Source organism: Metabacillus schmidteae (genome assembly GCF_903166545.1).
GTDB classification, from domain to species: Bacteria; Bacillota; Bacilli; order Bacillales; family Bacillaceae; genus Metabacillus; species Metabacillus schmidteae.
On record NZ_CAESCH010000001.1, the window covers coordinates 2,495,922 to 2,518,034 of the forward strand.

Consider the following 22,113-nt stretch of genomic DNA (forward strand, 5'->3'; position numbering starts at 1 on the left):
TATGTTCAATGGAGAGGCATAAGGGTAAACCGCCTAAAAAACTATATTTAAACGAATACACAGAGAAATTGTTAGAACAGAGAAAAAAAGAACAAGAAAAAGAAAATCTTATAAATGAGTTTAATATAAAAAATGGACTCGGCCTTACATCTCCAACGACTAGTACAACTACAGAAGAAACAAGACTTCTAATGGAATATATTGATCGGGCGAATATGTTTAATATTTCAAAGCATGATGAAAAAAGGGGGAAATTGATTAAGCTACGAAAGTTTTTTAAATCAAAACGTAATCAACAAGTTGAAATATATTTCAAAATTGGTGCTGAAGCACATTACAAAGAAGGTAAAGTGAGTACCGTCGGGCGTGATTTTGTGATGATAACAAACTTAAGGGAAAGAATGTGGATACCATATTCTGTTATAGAATCTGCTAATATACCATTTGGAATTCCTAACTATTCAAATACACACCAACATTATCTTTATGATAATAATTTACGAAAAAAACTGGTACATCAATTTGGTGAAACGGTATCAAAGCGCGATTTATTAAAGCAGCAATTTTTTGAAGAGTCACTTCAAACTAATTTAGACTCTTGGAGAGAGACATTTGTTGCTGTTTATCTAAATGAAAGGACAAAAAAAATAGGAAAGATTCGTCAAGTAGATGCAACAAGTCTTAATCTTATATTTTTTGGGGAAGATGTTTCACTAAAAATAAGGGAAGTGAAATTTATTGAAACATTGCGTCTTTTTAGTCTAATTAGCCATTTTTATAAGACGCTTTCACGTTAATTATAGAAGGGGGAGATTTGACATGACAGAAAGAAAAAAGAAAGAAGAAATGCATCATAAACAAGAAAAGGATGATCAAAAAGACAATAGATATTTCAATGGAGCCATTACAATTAATATTTCCAATATAGAGGACCGATTGTTTGAGGAACTTCAAGGCTTGATTGATGAAAGCATCTTAATTGTGACCGAATCAGATCAACTTAATTTATTTGGCCAAACATTTCGGCCAATTTTTTGTGGGACGATTATTAATGTCACACAAGGAGATGTTACGTTATTTCCAGTTAATATTAAAATGATTAATGCACCATTTTTTCAATTTCCGACACCTTTAAATATTCCTTTAGAAAAGATAGCACATTTCACACCGAATTTTGATTGTAATCAGCGAATTCCACTTACTTAGTATGAGTTGTTTAATGAAAAGGAGGTTTTCCTTGTGAACCAAAATCGGGCAGCATTTACTAATATTACGATTCCTTCAACCAATGATATACATGATGAAGCCTTAATAAATGAATTTGAAGCAGGAGTGGGTAAAAATATTTTTATCTTAACTCCATCCTTTCCGTTTGTTTTTATAGGACGCATTGTTGAGGTAGTGGGTGATAATGTAGTTGTTGATGTTAAAGTATCCTCAATTGGAGAGCTGGAAGACAGGATATGGTCCATTCATATCCATCAAATTGAAGTGTTTTATATTGAACAGAAGGGAATGCCTAAAATTCCACAATTAAAAGACGATATGTAGGAAAAGGGTGATAACGTATGAAACGTTTCTTCCACGTTGTTGCAATTCCAATTAAAATTGTATTAAATAATTTTGGTGATTACGACGAAACTGGGATGATGTACGTATTAAAGGAAAATGAAGACAAGGTAAAAGAAGCGGTTAAGAAAAATCCGTTTACACCAGTTGAGCTAGTTCAACCACTATGTATTCGAGCAAATGTAGGGGATACCGTAGAGGTGTTATTTGAGAATAAAATCCATTATGCAACAGGCATGCATTTTCAAGAAGCTGATTATGATGTGCTAAATTCTGATGGTGCAAATGTTGGTTTTAATCCAAGTACTTTAGCAGAGCCCGGGGAGAAAATTTTATATCGTTTACAATTCAATCATGAAGGAATCGCGCTGTTTACTGATTTAGGTAATCCGGATAGCAGTGACGAAGGAACGAGTATAAATGGTTTGTTTGGTTGTCTTTTTATTCAAAAGAGAGGTTCATGGTGGACAGATCCGGAAACAGGTGGTCCATTAAAAAGCGGTGTATATGCAGATGTCCATCATCCCTTTTCACCATCCTTTCGTGAGTATGCCTTCATTTTTCATGATGAAATGTCCACAAAGGATATTACTGGAAATCGGCCGCTTGATCCTGTAACAAATCAGGAACGGGAGTCAACTCATGCAATTAATTATCGGTATGAACCTGTGCAAAATCGTCAAAAACTAATTGAAGAGGGTGTTGTTTGTCCAGATTGTGAAGGAGAAGAAGTACACCATGATTCATGGACATTTGGTGATCCGGCCACCCCAATTTATAAGGGGTATCGAGGGGATCCGGCTAAATTTAGACTTGTTCATGCTGGCGTAAAGGAAACTCATGTTTTTCATTATCATGCACATAGTTTTTTTAGAGATCCACTCAACACGGATTCAGACGTTTTTGATGCATTATCAATTAGTCCGCAAACTTGGTATACCATTGATACTCTTTATGGATTAGGATCTCTTGTTGGAGCTTATGGAGATTTTATTATGCACTGTCACTTATATCCACATTTTGGTGTTGGTATGTGGGCAATAAATAGAGTTTTTGATACTTTACAAGATGGAAGCCAGTGTTATCCAAATGGAGTTCCAATTAAAGCATTGCAACCACTACCAGACCGTCCTATTCCACCCAAACCTACAAAGGAAAAACCGGGATTTCCAAATTTTATTCCGGGAAAAGTTGGCTGTAAAGCTCCCCGACCACCTCTTGGGATAGTAGGTGATAGAGGATTAACAGAGCTGGAACGAAATGCAGCTGTTCCGACAGCAAGGCCAGGGGCTGTATTTGTTGATCCATGTATTATCGAGGAAAATCCTGTAGTTGAAGAATTTAATGTGTCTCTTATTGAAATTCCAATCATCTATAACCGTCAAGGTTGGAATGATCCCAAAGGAAGAATCTATGTACTTGATGAAGATGTAGATGATGTGTTAGCAGGTAGAAAAGAACCGGAACCTCTTATTCTTCATATGAATGCTGGTTCATGTATCTCGGTGAATTTTACGAATCGACTTCCGGAAGTAGCAAGTGGTGATGCGTTTCAGTTAGTTACGAGAACATATGAAGCATCTTTTCATGTTCACTTTGTAAAATTTGATGTACTAGTTAGTGATGGTGCTAATGTTGGTTGGAACTATGATTCAAGCGTTTTACCGGGCGAGACAATCCGGTATGAATATTTTGCAGATGTTGAATTAAAAGCCTGGTTTTTCCATGATCATTTGTTTGCAGCTTATCATCAGCAGCACGGTGTTTTTGGTGCATCAGTTGTTCATGGCAGATTTTCTGAAGTCCTAGATTCAAAGACTGGTGAGGAAACTGTTGTTGGTCCACAAGTGACCGTGACACACCCTCTTATACCCGACTATCGGGATTTTGTTCTAATGGTTCATGATTTTGCGTTACTCTTTGATGAAAATGGATGTCCATTAAACCCGCCAGAATATCCCGGCTCACAGGATGACCCCGGCCTATTTGCTGTTAACTATAAAAATGAACCCTTACAGTTTCGGTTAGGAAAAGACAATGATCCTGCCTATTCATTCAGTTCATTTGTGAATGGAGATCCAGTTACACCAATCTTAAACTGTTATGAAGGAGACCCAATCCGAGTTCGTGTTCTACAAGGGGCACAAGAAGAATCACATAGTTTCAATATCCATGGATTGAGATGGAAGAAGGAGCGTCCTGATGTAGAGACTGAGTTTCAGGCACAAGAACATATTGGTATATCAGAATCCTTTACATTTGAAATGGAAGTTACGAAATCAGGTGATTATCTTTGGAGCTTTGAGACGGAAGAGGATCTTTGGAATGGGTGCTGGGGCTTAATTCGTGCTTTTGATGAGAAAGTTGACTGCTTAATCCCGTTACCAGATCGTCCTTGTCCTCCTGAAAGAACAAAACCTTTACCTGTATGTAATGGAAAACCTCCTGAGCCTCCAAAATATGTAGACGTAGAAGCACCAGCAAACGCACCTTTTAAGAAATTTAATATTGTTGCATTTCATACTCCAATTATATATAGCAACTGGGAAGAAACAGACCCGTTCGGAATTGTATTTGCACTCGAAGAAGATATGGAAGACATCCTATGTGGAAAGAAACAGCCAGTTCCACTTATTCTTCGAGCGAATCAGGGCGATGTTGTTGAAGTGAATTTAAGAAGTTTACTAGAATTTGACCAATTCCCATTCCCGGATGGAATTTGGCCATATCCTCCTGTTAAAGAACAAGCTTTTTATCCGCCATCAGTAAGAATTTCATTACATCCACAGCTCATTCAATATGACGTGAAAACATCTGCAGGAGAAACAGTTGGCTTTAATCCAGATCAAACTGCAGGACCCGGTGAAGTGGTAACATATCGATGGTACGTAGATGTAGCTGTAGGTGCATGTGGAATGTGGGATATGGCTGATATTAGAAACCATAGGTCTCTAGGTACATTTGGTGCATTCATTGCAGAACCTAGAGGTACAAAGGTTTTAGATCCAATCAATCGAACAGCTGCAATTATAACAAGTGAAAATGTTATACTTCAGCAACCATTTTTACCAGAAAAAAGAGAATTTGTTTTAGTCATGTATGATGGAGCGAGATTAGAAGATAAAAATGGCTGTGTCATCATAGATCCAGTGGACGGAATATTAACTGGAGTAGATCCTGATGAGATTGGTGATTTAGTTGATACGTATGATAATGGATCAAGGGGCTTTAATTATCGAACTGAACGATTGATTAATCGTCTCCGTAAACATCCTGTATTAAAAGATTTATTTAGTTCAAATGTTCATGGTGATCCGTCTACACCTGTTTTTGAAGCATATACTGGGGATCCAGTAACTATTAGACTAGTTAATCCATCAGAGCGTAGACGTGCACATACCTTCCATTTGCATGGACATTATTGGCATACAGACGATCGAGATATTTTTTCACAAGTAAAGTCAATTGAAGACCATATTGTAATCGGGCATGCTCGGGATTTAGCATTACATTATGGGGCTGGTGGCTTTTTAAGTAACCCTGGGGACTATATGTATCGTTCCGGTAACATTCGTTGGGACATTGAACAAGGAATGTGGGGTATTTTCCGAGTACATGAAAAGAAACAAAAAAACCTGGCTGCTTTAAAGCGAAACAAAAAATAATGCATATTTTGCATATATTTTTAGAAGAGAGTGTGGCTTTATGAGGAAAGCTAAAGTTTTGATTTTTCTTTTCATCAGCTTAGTTGGCTTTATTTTAGTTTATTGGTTTTGGCCAAAGGATGATCAATTGCCAGTTATGGATAAAATTAAAGGATTTCAAATGGAAGAAGTACATGGAGGGATTTATGAATTAGATAATGAAAAGGTAAAGCTGGTAGCTTTCTTTTATACAAATTGCCCTGATATTTGCCCAATGACAATGGTTGATTTTAAGGATCTTCAAGCAGAGCTTAAAAGTAAAGGGTTATTTTCAGAGGATGTTGAACTTGTTGCAATAACAATTGATCCTGAACATGACAGTCCTTCTGTTATAAAACAATATGCGAGTGCTTTTCATGCCGATCCTTCAGGTTGGAAGTGGTTAAGAGGCACTTCTGAGCAAACAAAGAAAATCGCCACGGATTTACAAATGCAGTATCAAAAATTAGATGGTGATTTCTTTTCACACACAATTACCATGTACTTAATAGATTCTGAAAACCAAATCCGTGCTTTGTATGAGATGGCTAATGGGAAAAAACCTGTTGAAAAGGAAAGAATACTACAGGATATTATTGAACTGGTCAATAATGAGTAAAACGAATTTCATTTCCATAAAAACATTACTGTCAAATGGCAGTAATGTTTTTTTATACACCCAATTGTATCTTGATAAATATCATATATATACAAGTTTTCATAGAATACTTCTAAGACACGAAAATTGGAGTGTAGTACATGATAAAAATTGTCTATAATGCTAATGAAAAAATAAATACACGTTTTAACAAGGATAAAGAAGGCAAATTAGAGCTTCCTAAAATACAATTATCAAAATCATTTCTTAGGAAGCATCAAATAAATACAAAGCATGTGTTTATCAAATTCGGGAATTGGTCTCAACGCTTTATGATAATGACGAATAATCATCTGTCTTTGAATGAAATCGGATTATCTAAAAATCTTCTTCCTTATAAAATCCCAGAGAGTATGCATTTAAACATAAAGGTGAATATGAATGTTATTCATATTGGACCATACATTGCATGTATCGTGAAAGATAAATTTCAACAAATAACGAAGAATACGTTAGAAATTTATAAAAATCGATTTAAATTGGATGAAGATTACGGCAGATTTATTCTTATTTGTTCGAGTGACAGTATTGATATCAATAATCAACTCATTAAAGGTTATTATTATGGAACGAATAAAATCAAAAATAGTTGGATTATTGATGAATTTCCTTATCCAGACTCATTTTTTAAAAAGATCCGGATTCCGCAAGAAAAAGAGATTTCATTAAAAGATGCTACTGGAAATAAACTTTTTAATACAAATTTTTTTAATAAATTTGAATTATGGGAAGCCTGTTTAGATGAACAGGTCAATCAGTTTCTCCCGGAAACCAAATTCTATAAATCATTTAATGATTTGGTTCAAATGATTCCAAAATATGAAACCATCTATATGAAGCCAATAAAAGGGTTGAAAGGGATTGGTATCTTTGTATTAAAGAAAGAAAAGGATGGCATTTTACTACTAAATAATAATAAAGAAAAGAAAATGTTCCATTCAATTCATAAATTAGGCCAGTATTTAGATCAGATTCTTCTAAATAAAGCCTATATTATTCAACAAGGTGTTCCAACAGTCTATAAAAACAAACAATTTGATTTTCGTTTATATTTTCAAAAGAACACCCAACTTGAATGGGTATGTCAAGGGATAATTGGTAGAGTTGCTCAAGAGGACAGTATAGTTACAAACTTACAACATCTTGCCCATATTACAAGTGGCGAAAAAACAATAAAAATTGTCTATAAAATGAGAGATTCAGAAGCAAAAAAAGTAATGAAAGATGCCGTTACAGCATGCATGAAAGTATGTGAAACAATAGATAAAAGATTAGGTCACTTTGGAGATGTTGCAATTGATGTTATTATTGATCATCATTTTAAACCATGGATTTTGGAAGTGAATAACCTTTATGGGAAAAAGAGTTTGCACCTTCTTCAGGAAAATGAATTATTAAATACGATTCACATAACACCTATTGAGTATGCATCAGTTTTGGCAGGTTTTAAATAATAGATTTATAGTAACTTCTAGTAACTGGTTAGTTTTTACCTAGTATCCCAAAAACTAGACTCGCATTTTATCTTTTTTCCGTGTAAAATTCTATTCAGTATGGATAAAGATTGTTTTCTTGTACTATAAACGATATACTTTTAAGTTGTATATTTAAATAATAATGAACATGTTTTGGATCTGTAAAAAATCGAATATCTATATATTGAATATGGATAAAGATTGTTTGAAAGGAGATAAACACAATGAACGAACAACAACGTAAGGAAAGCACTCAAGTAACTCCTTCGGACAAAAAATCCGATAAGGACTACAGCCAGTATTTCCAAACAGTATATATGCCACCTTCTTTAAAAGATGCGAAGAAACGTGGGAAAGAAGAAGTAAAGTATGATGGCTTCTCTATTCCTGAAGAGTTCAAAGGAATGGGACAAGGTCGCAAGTTCTATATTCGGACATATGGCTGTCAAATGAATGAGCATGATACAGAGGTAATGGCTGGAATCTTTATGGCTCTAGGCTACGAGCCAACTGATGGTGTCGAAGATGCAAATGTTATTTTGCTTAATACATGTGCCATTCGCGAAAACGCAGAAAACAAGGTATTTGGTGAGTTAGGCCATTTTAAAACATTGAAAAAGCAGAGACCCGATCTATTATTAGGTGTTTGTGGTTGTATGTCACAGGAAGAATCAGTTGTAAACCGTATACTAAAAGTACACCCATTTGTTGATATGATATTTGGGACTCATAATATTCACCGTTTACCTCAGATTTTAAACGAGGCGTATCTTTCAAAAGAAATGGTCGTAGAAGTATGGTCAAAAGAGGGAGATGTTATTGAAAATCTTCCAAAAGTTCGTAAAGGTAATATTAAAGCATGGGTAAATATTATGTACGGATGTGATAAGTTCTGTACGTACTGTATTGTTCCTTATACACGTGGTAAAGAGCGTAGTCGACGTCCTGAAGAAATTATTCAAGAGGTGCGCCATTTAGCAGCACAAGGATACCAGGAAATCACACTTCTTGGCCAAAACGTAAATGCATACGGGAAAGATTTTGAGGACATTGAATATGGATTAGGTGATTTAATGGACGAAATCCATAAAATTGATATTCCTAGAATCCGTTTCACAACAAGTCATCCTCGTGATTTTGATGATCATTTAATTGAAGTGTTGGCAAAGGGTGGAAACCTGTTAGATCATATTCATTTACCTGTTCAGTCAGGTAGCTCCGAAATATTAAAAATTATGGCACGTAAATATTCACGTGAAAGCTACCTGGAGCTGGTACGCAAAATTAAAGAAGCAATGCCAAATGCATCTTTAACAACAGATATTATTGTAGGCTTCCCAAATGAAACAGAAGAACAATTTGAAGAAACACTTTCATTATATCGTGAAGTAGAATTTGATAGTGCTTATACATTCATTTACTCTCCACGTGAAGGTACACCTGCAGCGAAAATGAAAGATAACGTACCGATGGAAGTGAAAAAGGAACGTCTTCAACGTCTTAATGCGGTAGTTAATGAGATTTCTGCTAAGAAATTAAAAGCATATGAAGGCCAAATTGTAAAAGTATTAGTTGAAGGGGAAAGCAAAAACAATCCTGATGTTCTAGCAGGATATACAGAGAAAAGTAAGCTAGTAAATTTTAGAGCACCTAAGTCAGCAATCGGAAAAATTGTAAAAGTGAAAATTACAAAAGCAAAAACTTGGACATTAGACGGAGAAATGGTAGAAGAAGCGGTTGAGGTGAAATGAGATGACAACAACTTATACAAAAGATGATATCGTAGCAAAAGCACGTGAACTTGCCCAAATGATTTCTGAATCTAAAGAAGTGGATTTCTTTAAACGTGCAGAAGCACAACTTAATGAAAATCAAAAAGTACGTGAAATGATTGCAAGTATTAAAAGCTTACAAAAACAAGCAGTAAACTTCCAACACTATGGAAAACATGAAGCGTTAAAGCAAGTTGAAGCTAAGATTGATAATATTCAAGCTGAATTAGACGAGATTCCGATCATTCAAGAATTTAAAGAATCTCAAGTTGAAGTAAATGATTTGCTTCAGTTAGTTTCACATACAATTTCAAATAAAGTGACAAATGAAATTATCACGTCAACTGGCGGAGACTTACTACAAGGGGAAACTGGATCAAAACTAAGAAATTCTCCTGGCAGTAGTTGTTCTTAATTGCACAATATCATATTTAGCTATTACGATGGGATTCGAATTGTATATTCGAATCCTTTTTCCATTTGTAAGTAAAATTAGGCATAAGTTTTATTCATTCCTCATACATTTTTTTGAAAAGCCTTTGTTTTATTAAGGGATTTTCTGTGTCAAATTCAAATAAAAATAGGCCATTATTTTTTTATTATCCATGCACCTTTTTTTATTTTTAGGCACATATTCTATAACCCTAGCATACAATGTACTATACGTTACATGTGTTGGCGTAACATGTCATGCATTCATTTAATTACTTAGCACACCTGGTATTAGCCTAGCATAGGATTAAATGAAGATTTATTGAGGAGGGTATGCTCGAATGTCTGAATACAGAGAAATTATTACGAAAGCTGTTGTTGCAAAAGGACGTAAATTTTCACAATGCACACATACGATTTCACCATCGCAAAAACCAGCGAGCATTTTAGGTGGTTGGATTATTAACCATAATTATGATGCTCAAAAGAATGGCAGAACAGTTGAAGTAGAAGGTACTTATGATATTAACGTATGGTATTCTTACAACGAAAATACAAAAACAGAAGTTGTAACAGAACGCGTTGAATATGTGGATATCATAAAATTGCGATATAAAGATGATAATTTTATTGATGATGAACATGAAGTTATCTGTAAAGCCCTTCAACAACCAAACTGCCTGGAAGTGACAATTTCACCTAATGGGAACAAGATTATCGTTCAAGCAGAACGCGAACACCTTGCTGAAGTTATCGGTGAAACAAAAGTATGTGTTCACGTGAATCCGGAAGGCTGCGAAGATGATGAAGATTGGGAAGAAGAATTAGATGATGAGTTTGAAGATTTGAATCCGGAATTTTTAGTTGGAGATGTTGAAGAATAACTAGGGGGGGAAGCAACCTCCTAGTTTTTTTATATGTATATACATATAAATATAAGACTTATTTACGTAAATTCCCTATTAGCTAATACCACAGTTATTTGTCGATTTATGTTATAATGATCTGTATGAAAAAATGCACGTTAACAGTGGTATTGGAGGTTTAACATGGCTACTTATACGCCGATGATACAGCAATATTTAAAGATTAAGGCAGATTATGAAGATGCCTTTTTATTTTTTCGTTTAGGAGATTTTTACGAAATGTTCTTCCAGGATGCAATTTCTGCATCGCAAGAGCTTGAAATTACATTAACAAGTCGTGACGGTGGGGGAGAAGAGCGAATTCCGATGTGTGGAGTTCCTTACCATTCTGCACCGAATTATATAGAACAGCTTATATCAAAAGGATTTAAGGTAGCAATTTGTGAGCAAACAGAAGATCCAAAGCAGGCAAAGGGTGTCGTAAGAAGAGAAGTTGTCCAGCTTATTACACCTGGTACTGTGATGGATGGGAAAGGCATTCAAGACAAAGAGAATAATTATATTGCTTCCATTTCTGTTTTCGAAAATCAATTTGGTTTAGCTCTTAGTGATTTAACAACAGGCGAAAACCTGGTTGCTCTTTGCATGAGTTTTGATGAGCTGCTGAATGAGATTTACTCTGTTGGTGCAAAAGAAATAGTAATATCAAATGATTTAGCGGAAGAGTGGAAAAAACAAATAATTGATCGCTGTCAAGCAACATTGTCCTATCAGCCACAATCTCTTATTCCGGACAACTTTAAATCATTACTCAGTGATGTAAATGATGACCGTCTTGGTACAACATTTGCAAAGCTTATCACATATCTTGAACGGACCCAAAAGCGTAGTCTTGATCATTTACAAAATGTAAAAGTGTATTATCTCCAAGACGCAATGAAAATTGACCTGTTTTCAAAACGGAATCTTGAGTTAACGGAAACCATTCGTTCTAAAGGGAAAAAAGGCTCCTTGCTATGGCTCTTAGATGAAACGAAAACAGCGATGGGAGGCAGATTGTTAAAACAGTGGGTAGACAAGCCTCTTGTTAATCGTGAACAAATAGAAGAACGATTGATGATGGTTGAAACATTAATAGATCATTATTTTGAGAGAGAAGAGTTAAGAGAGCTTCTTAAAGAGGTATATGACCTTGAAAGATTAGCAGGCAGGGTGGCGTTTGGAAACGTAAATGCGAGAGATTTAATCCAATTAAAAAAATCATTACAACAGGTTCCTTCCATTGTGGAGCTTTGTTCAGGCTTACAGAATGACCACTTCACTTTAAGGAAACTTGACTCTTGTACTGACTTAGCAGCACTCCTTGAAGAAAGTATCATTGATCATCCACCCCTTTCTGTTAAAGAAGGAAATATAATAAAAGATGGATACCATCAGCAATTAGATCAATATCGTGATGCCAGTCGCAACGGAAAGACATGGATTGCTCAATTAGAGCAGCAAGAGCGTCAAAAAACAGGGATCAAGTCGTTAAAAATTGGCTATAACAAAGTGTTCGGCTATTATATCGAAGTAACAAGAGCAAATCTTCACCTTTTAGAAGAAGGCATGTATGAAAGAAAACAAACCTTATCAAATGCTGAGCGATTTATTACACCGGCTCTTAAGGAAAAAGAATCACTAATATTAGAGGCAGAAGAGAAAATTGTTGAACTTGAATATCAATTATTTACTGAAATTCGTGAGAAGATTAAGCAATATATTCCTAGACTACAAGAATTGGCTAAACGTATAAGTGAACTAGATGTGTTACAATGCTTTGCGACAGTAAGTGAAAACCGACATTATTGTAAGCCTCATTTTTCTAAGAATAACGAGTTATTTATAAAAGACGGTCGTCATCCAGTTGTTGAAAAAGTGATGGATTCCCAAGAATATGTTGCGAATGATTGCTATTTCAGTAAAGAACGTCAAATGTTGCTAATTACAGGACCAAACATGTCGGGTAAGAGCACGTATATGCGTCAAGTAGCATTAACGGTGATATTAGCACAAATCGGATGTTATGTACCTGCCTCTGAAGCAGTGCTGCCGATTTTTGATCAAATTTTCACGAGAATTGGAGCAGCAGATGATCTCATTTCAGGTCAAAGTACATTTATGGTGGAAATGCTGGAAGCGAAAAATGCAATTGCTCATGCTACTTCACAAAGTTTAATTCTTTTTGATGAAATTGGAAGAGGTACATCAACCTATGATGGGATGGCACTTGCCCAAGCAATTATTGAACATATACACGAACAAATTGGTGCAAAAACATTATTCTCAACACATTATCATGAGCTAACAATACTTGAAACACAATTAAGCTCATTAAAAAATATTCACGTTAAAGCGATTGAAGAGAATGGTAAAGTTGTGTTTCTACACAAAATTGAAGAGGGCGCAGCAGATAAAAGCTATGGTATTCATGTTGCAGAGCTTGCGGAGCTTCCAGGTTCACTCATTATGAGAGCTAAACAGATTTTAACAGAATTAGAACAAGATCGTACAGATTCTCAAGTACTGCCTCAAATGAAAAAACCAGTGGTGAAAGAGGAATCTCATGAGGATTCACAGCTATCTTTATTCCCTGATGAAAAACCGGTCCTTGTAAAAGAACCAGTTTTGACTAAAAAGGAGAAATCCGTTCTTGAACTATTAAAATCGTTGAATCTGTTAGAAATGACACCTCTTGATGCGATGAATGAACTTTATCAGTTACAAAAAAAGGTAAAATAGTTTTAAAGAGATAAGCAAAGATTAAAGGCGGTGAAAACATGGGGAAAATAATACGTCTAGACGATATGCTTTCAAACAAAATTGCAGCTGGTGAAGTAGTTGAGCGACCTGCATCAGTTGTCAAAGAATTGCTGGAAAATGCAATTGATGCAAATAGTACAGTTGTTGAAATTGATATTGAGGAAGCTGGCTTAAGTAAAATCCGAATTGTTGATAATGGAGACGGAATTGAACCAGATGATTGCCTTAATGCTTTTCATCGTCACGCTACAAGTAAAATAAAAGATGAGAATGACCTGTTCAGAATAAGAACATTAGGCTTCAGGGGTGAGGCTTTACCAAGTATCGCCTCAGTTTCGTTATTAGAAATGAAGACAAGCACAGGAGAAGGGGCAGGTACACATCTTATCTTAACCGGCGGAAAGATTGAAAAACATGAGTCAACCTCCAGTAGAAAAGGAACTGACATCACAGTAAGAAATCTTTTTTTTAATACCCCTGCACGATTAAAATATATGAAAACTGTACACACAGAGCTAGGAAACATTTCAGATATCGTCAATCGAATAGCCCTTGCTCATCCTGAAGTTTCCATTCGATTAGTTCATAATGGAAAGAAGCTTCTTCATACAACCGGGAATGGAGATGTTCGTCAAGTCTTAGCTTCAATCTATGGACTTTCAATAGCGAAAAAAATGAAAAAACTATCTTTAGAATCATTAGATTTTGAGATTAATGGTTTTTTAGCATTACCTGAAATAACACGTGCTTCCCGAAATTATATTTCTACCATTATTAATGGTCGCTTTATTAAAAATTATCCTTTAGTAAAGGCAATTCAACAAGGATACCATACATTGCTGCCAATCGGGCGTTTTCCTATCGTCTTCTTAGAAATCACCATGGACCCATTACTAGTAGATGTGAATGTACATCCATCAAAGCTTGAAGTACGACTCAGTAAGGAAGCGGAACTAAATGAATTAATTACAAATGGAATTAAGGATGTGTTTAGGCAGCAACAGTTGATACCATCAGTAGACATTCCAAAAACAAAAACGGTGAAAACAACTGACCATCAACAACAATTTTCATTTGAACACCATGCTGAAGCAGTGGCGAAAACTGAGCCCATTTTGTATGATTCTGTAAAAAGTTCAATTGTAAAAGAAACGATGAACACGCAGCAGACCGAAGCAGAGCCGTTTTACCCAATGGATAACAATGCAACAGAAGAAGATCATGATGAAATAGAAACAGAAGTGCATGAACATATTATGCATGTTTCTCAAATGGAGCCTAATCATATTGAACAACCTCAGAATGATGAAGAGGAAATTGTTTTTCAGCAGGAAAATCGAGTTCCTCCGCTATATCCAATAGGTCAAATGCATGGAACATATATATTGGCGCAAAATGATCAAGGACTCTTTATTATTGATCAACATGCAGCACAGGAACGTATTAAGTATGAATTCTATCGTGAAAAAGTTGGTCAAGTTCATTCTGAGGTTCAGGAGCTATTAGTTCCATTAACGTTTGAGTATTCCAATGTTGAAGCAATGATTATTGAAGAACACTTAGATACTTTAGCAGGCGTTGGGATTTTTCTAGAACCTTTTGGTCGTAACAGTTATATTGTGCGCTCACATCCACAATGGTTTCCTAAAGGTGATGAAGCCATAACAATTGAGGAAATCATTCAGCAAGTGCTTGATGATAAGAAAATTAATATTAAAAAGCTTCGAGAAGAAGCGGCCATTATGATGAGTTGTAAAGCATCCATTAAGGCCAATCATCACTTGAGAAATGATGAGATATTCGCCTTATTGGAGACGTTAAGAAAGTCATCGGACCCATTTACATGCCCGCATGGACGGCCAATTATTGTTCATTATTCTACGTATGAAATGGAAAAGATGTTTAAGCGTGTAATGTAGTAAATTAGGTAAAGCTCTTTATACAGAAGAGCTTTACCTTTTTTATTATGACATATAGTTTTGTTTTTATTTTTTAACCAAATATAAGAGTTCTGAATATAATACCCAAAAAGGAGGGATTGTCATGTTTATTGAACTAATTATTTACATGATGATTGGGATCGTCTTCGCATTTTATAAATTTAAGAAAATTAATAAAATTAAGGTAATTTTAACAGTCCTTTTTTGGCCAATAGTTTTGTTGGATTCTTATATAGAGCTAGTTCAAAAGATTAAATATAAAAACAGGAACCGATAAGTCCTCATAATTGAGGGCTTTTATTTTAATTTAAAAGACTTTATATACGGAATGCAGGTTATTTATCATCGGGTTAAACAATAATAATATTATGTAAACAAAATAAGGTCTTTTATCTTTTTTGTTTTCGATAATATTATTATGTAAACTGACTAAAGTATTCCTAACACATATGTTTACAATTATGTTAAAAAGGAAACAATAAACTGGTGTTCATATCGGTCACATGATAAGATGATGAACGTAGAATCTATTTGCTTTGAAAGAGTGGTTGTGATTGGATAGAAAGAAACTCGTTGTCATCATTGGACCAACAGCAGTTGGGAAAACTAAACTTAGTATTGAAATTGCACATCGATTAAATGGAGAAATAATCAGTGGAGATTCAATGCAAATTTATAAAGGAATGGACATAGGAACAGCTAAGATAACCAAAGAAGAAATGGAAGGGGTTCCACATCATCTTATTGACATTAAAGAACCTGATGATGATTATTCAGTTGCTGAATTCCAAGAAACAGTCAGACCATTAATTGATGTAATAATGGATAAAAACAAGATGCCGATGATAGTTGGTGGGACTGGCCTTTACATACAATCTGTACTATATGATTATCAGTTTACAGAGTCTCCATCTGATCCAGAATTTCGAAAAAGGCTGGAATTAGAACTGCAGCAAAAAGGTGAGCAGGCGATTCATCAATTATTAGCTCAAGTGGATCCTGAGTCTGCCAAAAAGATACATCCGAATAACACAAGAAGAGTAATTAGAGCTCTTGAGATTTTCCATTGTACAAACATTCCGATGGACGATCACCTAAAACAACAGGAAAATAAGTTGTTGTATGATGTTGCTTTAATTGGTTTAACAATGGATCGCGATGTTTTGTATCAACGTATTAATCACCGGGTGGATTTAATGGTTAAAAATGGTCTCATGAATGAAGTAAAACACTTCTATGATCTGGGATTGAGAGATACACAGTCAATAAAAGCAATTGGATATAAAGAAATATATGACTATTTTGATGGAAAAGTATCGTATGATGAAGCACTGAATCAATTAAAACAAAACTCTAGAAGATATGCCAAACGTCAATTAACATGGTTTCGAAACAAACTTGATGTCAACTGGTTTGATATGACACCACCGTTAAAACATGAACAAATGGTGGATGAAATTTTTTCATACATAGCAGGAAAGCTTAAACTTTAATCGAATTAAAAGGTATAGAGAAAAGAGGAGGACGAAACATGAAGCAATCAATTAATATTCAGGATCAGGTACTTAATACATTACGTAAGGATGGGACATTTGTTACAGTCTTTTTACTAAATGGTTTTCAATTAAGAGGCCTTGTAAAAGGATTTGATAATTTCACCGTATTATTAGAAACAGAAGGAAAACAGCAACTAATTTATAAACATGCAATTTCTACATTTTCACCACAAAAAAATATTCAAATTGACTTAGAGCAGTAATGATTAAAAGGAGTTGATGATAATTCATCAACTCCTTTTCTTTTTTATCTCTATTACAGAACAAAAAGTTTTCATGTAGTTTCGTCTACCTTCATACATTTTATATAGAAGCAAAAGTTAAGGTTGTAAAATAGATAAACGGGAATATAAATAAAGGAATGATTATTTCTTGGGAAAGCGCAAATTATAACAAGATTCTTGTGGTTTCGCAAATAATCATCAAATTCCTTAACCATTGGCTTTGTTAAACTCTTTACAAACGAATTTTATGAATAGAGAATTGTGAATGTTTTAATAAAGCTTTTTCTTTAATCGGAGCAGATTGTGAGGTGAACATCTTTGGAACGGGATCAAGCAGTCACATATAAAACAAATGGACAGATTAACATAATCCTAAACAATCAGTCAAAAGAAAAGTTAGAAGCAAGTTCTTCTTCATATGATTTAAAGATTCCTAAGTCTGAGGTTAAACACGCAGTTTTAAAGGAAATTGAAGAAGAAATGAGCTCACTTGTTGGCATGAATGAAATGAAAAGAATGATAAAAGAAATTTATGCGTGGATTTTTATTAATAAAAAACGTGAAGAACAGGGGTTGAAAGCAGGCAAACAAGCACTTCATATGATGTTTAAAGGCAATCCAGGAACGGGAAAAACAACTGTAGCAAGACTTGTTGGCAAATTATTTTTTCAAATGAATGTCCTTTCTAAAGGTCATCTTATTGAAGCAGAACGTGCTGACCTTGTCGGAGAATATATCGGTCACACCGCTCAAAAAACAAGAGATTTAATAAAAAAAGCTCTAGGAGGAATTTTATTTATTGATGAAGCGTATTCCCTAGCAAGAGGTGGAGAAAAGGATTTCGGGAAAGAAGCAATCGATACATTGGTTAAACATATGGAAGATAAGCAGCATGATTTTGTCTTAATATTAGCCGGATATCCTCGAGAAATGGAACATTTCTTATCATTGAATCCAGGTTTATTGTCCAGGTTTCCGTTAGTCGTTGATTTTCCAGATTATTCAGTTGACGATTTAATCGAAATATCAAATCTAATGATGGCAGAAAGAGAATATAAGTTTCATCAAGATGCGGCAATAAAACTTAAAGAACATTTAATGGGTGTTAAATCAGTGACACATCCATCGAAATTCAGTAATGGCCGATATGTTCGAAACATAATAGAGAAATCAATTCGATCGCAAGCGATGAGGTTATTATTAACTGACAAATATAATAGAGAAGATCTATTGACTATAAGAAGTCAGGATTTAGTCTTTTCAGATGAAAAATAATAATCTTACAGCAGGAAATGATACCCAATCTTCCTGTTTTTTTCTTTGATAAGCATATGAAAGTAGTTCTAAATGATATGGTTTTTACATAGTTAGTAAGGAAGTATCACAAGATTGTTTTTCTTAGAAGAATTAAAATTTTAGATCATAATAGTATAAGAGAAATCAAGACTTATGGGATTCATATTTGGCTAAAAAATTGGTTTTCTTATGTTTTAATGGAGGTAATGATGAAGACAAAGATTTTTATTTTAATCCTTTTATTTGCAGTATTATTCACGTTATCGATCATACTAATTCATCCTTTTTTTAATGGAGATTTCAAAAAAACTGTAGCTAATTCTAAAACAGAGGATCATTACAAAACCCTTACTTACATCATTACTGAGGTGGATGGAAATCAGTACTTTGGAGAATCTGTTGATGGACAGTCAAAAATACAGTTTCATCGAGATGATGTAAAACATCCAATCACAGATTCAATTAAAGTTAATGATAAAATTTTAGCATATGTAGAATCTGAGAATCATATAGCAGGTATTGTTAAAGTTGAGAAGATTGAATAAGCAAAAAGTAAAAAGATAGCCTCCAATTGAAGGCTATCTTATTTTTCATATGGAGTATATTGACGATCCGGCATCTTTTCATCCGAAGCGATATTGTTATTGATCTCATTTGTGGCAGTGTTATGCTGTACTTGTTGCTGTCTATTCATCGAGTGATCTGAAGGTTGAGTCGGTGTTTTTGCGTTGAAAAAGCCTCTTCCATTTTCAGGATTGGAAATGATTCCAAGTGTAACAAGGATCCCTAATATAGATGTAACATAGGTTTCCCAACTAGTAAGATCGATTTGAAGTCCTAAATCTTTAAAAACCATATATAAAAGAGATGCAACAGACATCCATAATCCATAATTTCTCCATTTCAAAATTGCATCACACCTTTTTAAAAACATTTTTAATAAGTTATTCTAACTTCATAATTTATGTGATCATATTTTCATTTTAGTATTAAAAAGAGTAAATATGATGATGTTGTGCATAAAAGAAAATTAACTTAAGTGAATACGTAAATAAACCTGTGAAATTAAGGTTTAGAATTTGGATTACACATAGGTCTATATAACTATTTAAAGTGATATGAAAAAAGCATAAAAGATCAATAATTTGATCGAAAAAAGCTATAAAACAATGTGTTGGAAACGCTTTCAAATCAAGTGTGTAAATGATAAAATACTAAGTATTAGAAGGGGTGATCATAATGAGTGATAACAAATTATTTTTAGAAGAGCTAAAATATCTTGTAGAAAATGAATTGTCACTTAATGAAAATAGAGTTAACAGTTTAGTTGAAAGATACAATAAAAATCCATTTTTAATTATTCAACTTTACCAAATAATTGTAAAAAATCACCGAGTACTACCTTTTTTCAATGATATTGAAGCAGCAATTTATGATTATATAGTAAATAAAGAAATGTCAAATGACAAAACATATTATGGAGCTACTTTATATGTGGCGGATATGTTTGATACAACCCAAACATATATAAAATGTAAAATAAATCACTCAAAGAAAGCAGTAAACAGGCCGTTAAGTGCTTGAGTGAAAGAAAATGGCAACTTATCTATCGTAAGTTGCCATTTTTTTTATATATAAGACCTTTTAGAAAATCCATTCAGCCTGACATTGTATTTTTATTTGAAGGTACTTGGAAACTTCGGTTCGGTAGTCGCCATTTATAGGTATAAGACAGAACACGAAATACAACAATGAGAATAAAAAGAATATACAGTTCGATTGATTGATCCACTACCTTGAAACCGATTAGGAACCCCGCAATGATTGCCCAAAATGCATATATTTCAGCTCTTAGTACGAGCGGTTTTCTTCCTGCTAACAAGTCTCTGATTATTCCTCCACCACTTCCGGTTAACACAGCCGCAACAATGGTCGCACTTATAGGATGCTCCATTTCAACTGCATATAAAGCACCTTGTATGGCGAATGCAGAAAGTCCAATCGCATCAGTAAGGTTTCCCCATTTATGCCAGTGCTTTAATAAGCGATGTGGAAAGAGAAATACCAGTGTCATAGCCAAAAGAGCAATTTGAAACAAAAGTCCTTGCTCCCATAATGCTGAAATAGGAACCCCAATTAAAAGATTTCGAATGGCACCACCACCAAAAGCAGTGACAATTCCTAAAATATAAACACCTAAAATATCATATTCCTCTTCCATTGCCACAATTGCTCCACTTATTGCAAATGCTATGGTACCAATAATACTTAATACTTCCCAAGTCATTTTCATTCCTCCGAGTGCTCTTTTTATAGCTCAGACAATTTTAAATGGGAAAACAGGTAAAGGTCAACGCTTTTTTGTACTTTAAGAATAATTTAAACTATATATTTCCGCCATTCTTTGCGGTAAGTCGTGTTTTTCTAATGAATTTTATTCCAAACTCCTTGCAAACTCCAGAATACATTCAGAATAATTATGTCTATACTGTAGAAATAATTAGTGAAGAGAGTAAATCTTTGGTATGATTAAGTTGCTAAAATAGCGTAAGGGAAGGGTTTTTTATTGAATAATACAGTAGACTCACTTAAAGAAAAGGTTTTATTAGCCGGGTGTCAGTTACAAACGATGGATGATGAACACTTTCAGTATTCGATGGAAGAGCTCGCTTCATTAACAAAAACAGCAAATGGGGAAGTTCTCATTCAATTAACTCAAAAACGAGAGAGACCACATCCTGCTACATATATTGGAAAAGGAAAAGTTGATGAATTATTAAATATAGTTGAAGAGCTTAGTCCTGATATTGTCATTTTTAATGATGAATTATCACCAAGTCAGCTTAGAAATTTATCAGCGATTTTAGATGTGAGGATTATTGATCGTACACAGTTGATATTAGATATCTTTGCTCAACGTGCAAAGTCTAAAGAAGGAAAGCTTCAAGTTGAACTGGCACAACTCCAATACTTACTCCCAAGATTATCAGGTCAAGGTATCTCCCTGTCACGGCAAGGCGGAGGAATTGGAACAAGAGGTCCTGGTGAAACTCAATTGGAAACTGATCGTCGACATATACGAAATCGAATTAATGAAATTAAACAACAGCTTTCGGCCGTAGTTCGTCATAGAAATCGTTATCGGGAGCGTCGTAAGAAAAACCAGGCGTTTCAAATTGCATTAGTTGGCTATACAAACGCTGGTAAATCAACAATTTTTAATCGATTAACAACAGCAGGAAGTTTTGAAGAAGATCTTTTATTTGCTACTTTAGATCCGATGACACGCAAGGTGTTGTTACCTTCAACATATCAAGCATTAATTACAGACACTGTTGGATTTATTCAAGACCTTCCAACTACACTTGTTGCAGCTTTTCGCTCAACATTGGAGGAGGTAAAGGAAGCTGATCTTATTCTCCATGTAGTGGATAGCTCTAATGATGACTATTCCAACCATGAAGAAACAGTTTATAAACTTTTAGATCAACTCGAGGTAACAGATAAGCCGATTTTAACAGTTTATAATAAAAAGGATAATGCTCCAAATTCATTTGTACCGTCTCCTTCTGCTGATTATGTAAAAATTACAGCATTTGACAAAAAAGATTTAGAACATTTATTAGCTAAAGTTGAATCGATTGCTAAGGGATCTATGAAACACTATTCCATCCTTGTACCATCAAATGAAGGGAGATTAATTTCTCAATTAAAAACAGAGTCATTAATTGTACAATTACAGTTTAATGAGGAAAGAGAAATGTATGAAATTGAGGGGTTTGTTCTGCCTGAACATTCAATTAATTCACAACTAGAGAAGTTTAACGGAGAGGGTTAAAA

At 34.5% G+C, this 22,113-nt stretch carries 20 protein-coding genes; 18 read left to right on the plus strand and 2 right to left on the minus strand.

The genetic code is table 11. The features are described 5' to 3' along the window. Positions 1 to 8: 8 nt before the first annotated feature. The 16 genes from HWV59_RS11960 (at position 9) to HWV59_RS12035 (ending at position 18,818) form a co-directional block, all read left to right on the plus strand. A complete protein-coding gene (locus HWV59_RS11960; protein ID WP_175638922.1) occupies positions 9 to 797 on the plus strand; it encodes a hypothetical protein in 789 nt (262 codons plus the stop codon). A 22-nt stretch (positions 798 to 819) separates the two neighbouring features. Then, positions 820 to 1,206, plus strand: a complete 387-nt coding sequence (locus HWV59_RS11965; RefSeq protein WP_235991714.1) for a hypothetical protein — start codon at positions 820 to 822, stop codon at positions 1,204 to 1,206. Positions 1,207 to 1,239: 33 nt separating this feature from the next. Further along, a complete protein-coding gene (locus HWV59_RS11970) occupies positions 1,240 to 1,551 on the plus strand; it encodes a hypothetical protein (RefSeq protein ID WP_235991715.1) in 312 nt (103 codons plus the stop codon). A 17-nt stretch (positions 1,552 to 1,568) separates the two neighbouring features. After that, on the plus strand, positions 1,569 to 5,234 hold the full coding sequence (locus tag HWV59_RS11975) for a multicopper oxidase domain-containing protein (RefSeq protein WP_175638923.1): 3,666 nt from the start codon (positions 1,569 to 1,571) through the stop codon (positions 5,232 to 5,234). 40 nt (positions 5,235 to 5,274) lie between these two features. Further along, entirely contained in the window at positions 5,275 to 5,871 is a 597-nt protein-coding gene (locus HWV59_RS11980; protein ID WP_175638924.1) for an SCO family protein, read from the plus strand. Between the two features lie 140 nt (positions 5,872 to 6,011). Further along, on the plus strand, positions 6,012 to 7,364 hold the full coding sequence (locus HWV59_RS11985) for a YheC/YheD family endospore coat-associated protein (RefSeq protein ID WP_175638925.1): 1,353 nt from the start codon (positions 6,012 to 6,014) through the stop codon (positions 7,362 to 7,364). 245 nt (positions 7,365 to 7,609) lie between these two features. Beyond that, positions 7,610 to 9,136: a tRNA (N6-isopentenyl adenosine(37)-C2)-methylthiotransferase MiaB gene (miaB, locus tag HWV59_RS11990; RefSeq protein ID WP_175638926.1), complete on the plus strand. Its 1,527-nt coding sequence runs from the start codon at positions 7,610 to 7,612 to the stop codon at positions 9,134 to 9,136. Position 9,137: 1 nt separating this feature from the next. After that, complete coding sequence (locus HWV59_RS11995) at positions 9,138 to 9,572, plus strand: RicAFT regulatory complex protein RicA family protein (protein ID WP_175638927.1); 435 nt, start codon at positions 9,138 to 9,140, stop codon at positions 9,570 to 9,572. Between the two features lie 358 nt (positions 9,573 to 9,930). Continuing rightward, positions 9,931 to 10,473, plus strand: coding sequence for an outer spore coat protein CotE (gene cotE / locus HWV59_RS12000; RefSeq protein ID WP_102229779.1), 543 nt, complete (start codon positions 9,931 to 9,933; stop codon positions 10,471 to 10,473). A 165-nt stretch (positions 10,474 to 10,638) separates the two neighbouring features. Beyond that, complete coding sequence (gene mutS / locus HWV59_RS12005) at positions 10,639 to 13,236, plus strand: DNA mismatch repair protein MutS (protein WP_175638928.1); 2,598 nt, start codon at positions 10,639 to 10,641, stop codon at positions 13,234 to 13,236. Between the two features lie 38 nt (positions 13,237 to 13,274). Further along, positions 13,275 to 15,176, plus strand: a complete 1,902-nt coding sequence (gene mutL, locus HWV59_RS12010) for a DNA mismatch repair endonuclease MutL (protein ID WP_175638929.1) — start codon at positions 13,275 to 13,277, stop codon at positions 15,174 to 15,176. Between the two features lie 124 nt (positions 15,177 to 15,300). Beyond that, entirely contained in the window at positions 15,301 to 15,474 is a 174-nt protein-coding gene (locus HWV59_RS12015; RefSeq protein WP_175638930.1) for a hypothetical protein, read from the plus strand. Positions 15,475 to 15,751: 277 nt separating this feature from the next. Beyond that, positions 15,752 to 16,690, plus strand: a complete 939-nt coding sequence (gene miaA / locus HWV59_RS12020) for a tRNA (adenosine(37)-N6)-dimethylallyltransferase MiaA (RefSeq protein WP_175638931.1) — start codon at positions 15,752 to 15,754, stop codon at positions 16,688 to 16,690. A gap of 38 nt (positions 16,691 to 16,728) precedes the next feature. Beyond that, complete coding sequence (gene hfq, locus HWV59_RS12025) at positions 16,729 to 16,956, plus strand: RNA chaperone Hfq (RefSeq protein WP_175638932.1); 228 nt, start codon at positions 16,729 to 16,731, stop codon at positions 16,954 to 16,956. 339 nt (positions 16,957 to 17,295) lie between these two features. Next, complete coding sequence (gene spoVK / locus HWV59_RS12030; protein WP_175638933.1) at positions 17,296 to 18,252, plus strand: stage V sporulation protein K; 957 nt, start codon at positions 17,296 to 17,298, stop codon at positions 18,250 to 18,252. Positions 18,253 to 18,482: 230 nt separating this feature from the next. After that, positions 18,483 to 18,818: a hypothetical protein gene (locus tag HWV59_RS12035; RefSeq protein WP_175638934.1), complete on the plus strand. Its 336-nt coding sequence runs from the start codon at positions 18,483 to 18,485 to the stop codon at positions 18,816 to 18,818. Positions 18,819 to 18,856: 38 nt separating this feature from the next. Here the strand turns inward: HWV59_RS12035 and HWV59_RS12040 are convergent, their stop codons facing one another. After that, a complete protein-coding gene (locus HWV59_RS12040) occupies positions 18,857 to 19,180 on the minus strand; it encodes a hypothetical protein (RefSeq protein WP_175638935.1) in 324 nt (107 codons plus the stop codon). 332 nt (positions 19,181 to 19,512) lie between these two features. Here HWV59_RS12040 and HWV59_RS12045 point away from each other — a divergent pair, with 332 nt between their 5' ends. Continuing rightward, on the plus strand, positions 19,513 to 19,857 hold the full coding sequence (locus HWV59_RS12045; RefSeq protein WP_175638936.1) for a hypothetical protein: 345 nt from the start codon (positions 19,513 to 19,515) through the stop codon (positions 19,855 to 19,857). Positions 19,858 to 19,930: 73 nt separating this feature from the next. Here HWV59_RS12045 and HWV59_RS12050 read toward each other — a convergent pair whose 3' ends face one another. Continuing rightward, positions 19,931 to 20,560 (minus strand): trimeric intracellular cation channel family protein, encoded by a 630-nt coding sequence (locus HWV59_RS12050; RefSeq protein WP_175638937.1) that lies wholly within the window; start codon positions 20,558 to 20,560, stop codon positions 19,931 to 19,933. A 279-nt stretch (positions 20,561 to 20,839) separates the two neighbouring features. Between HWV59_RS12050 and hflX the strand changes: the two genes are divergently transcribed. Beyond that, positions 20,840 to 22,111, plus strand: a complete 1,272-nt coding sequence (gene hflX / locus HWV59_RS12055) for a GTPase HflX (RefSeq protein WP_268921763.1) — start codon at positions 20,840 to 20,842, stop codon at positions 22,109 to 22,111. Positions 22,112 to 22,113 lie beyond the last annotated feature (2 nt).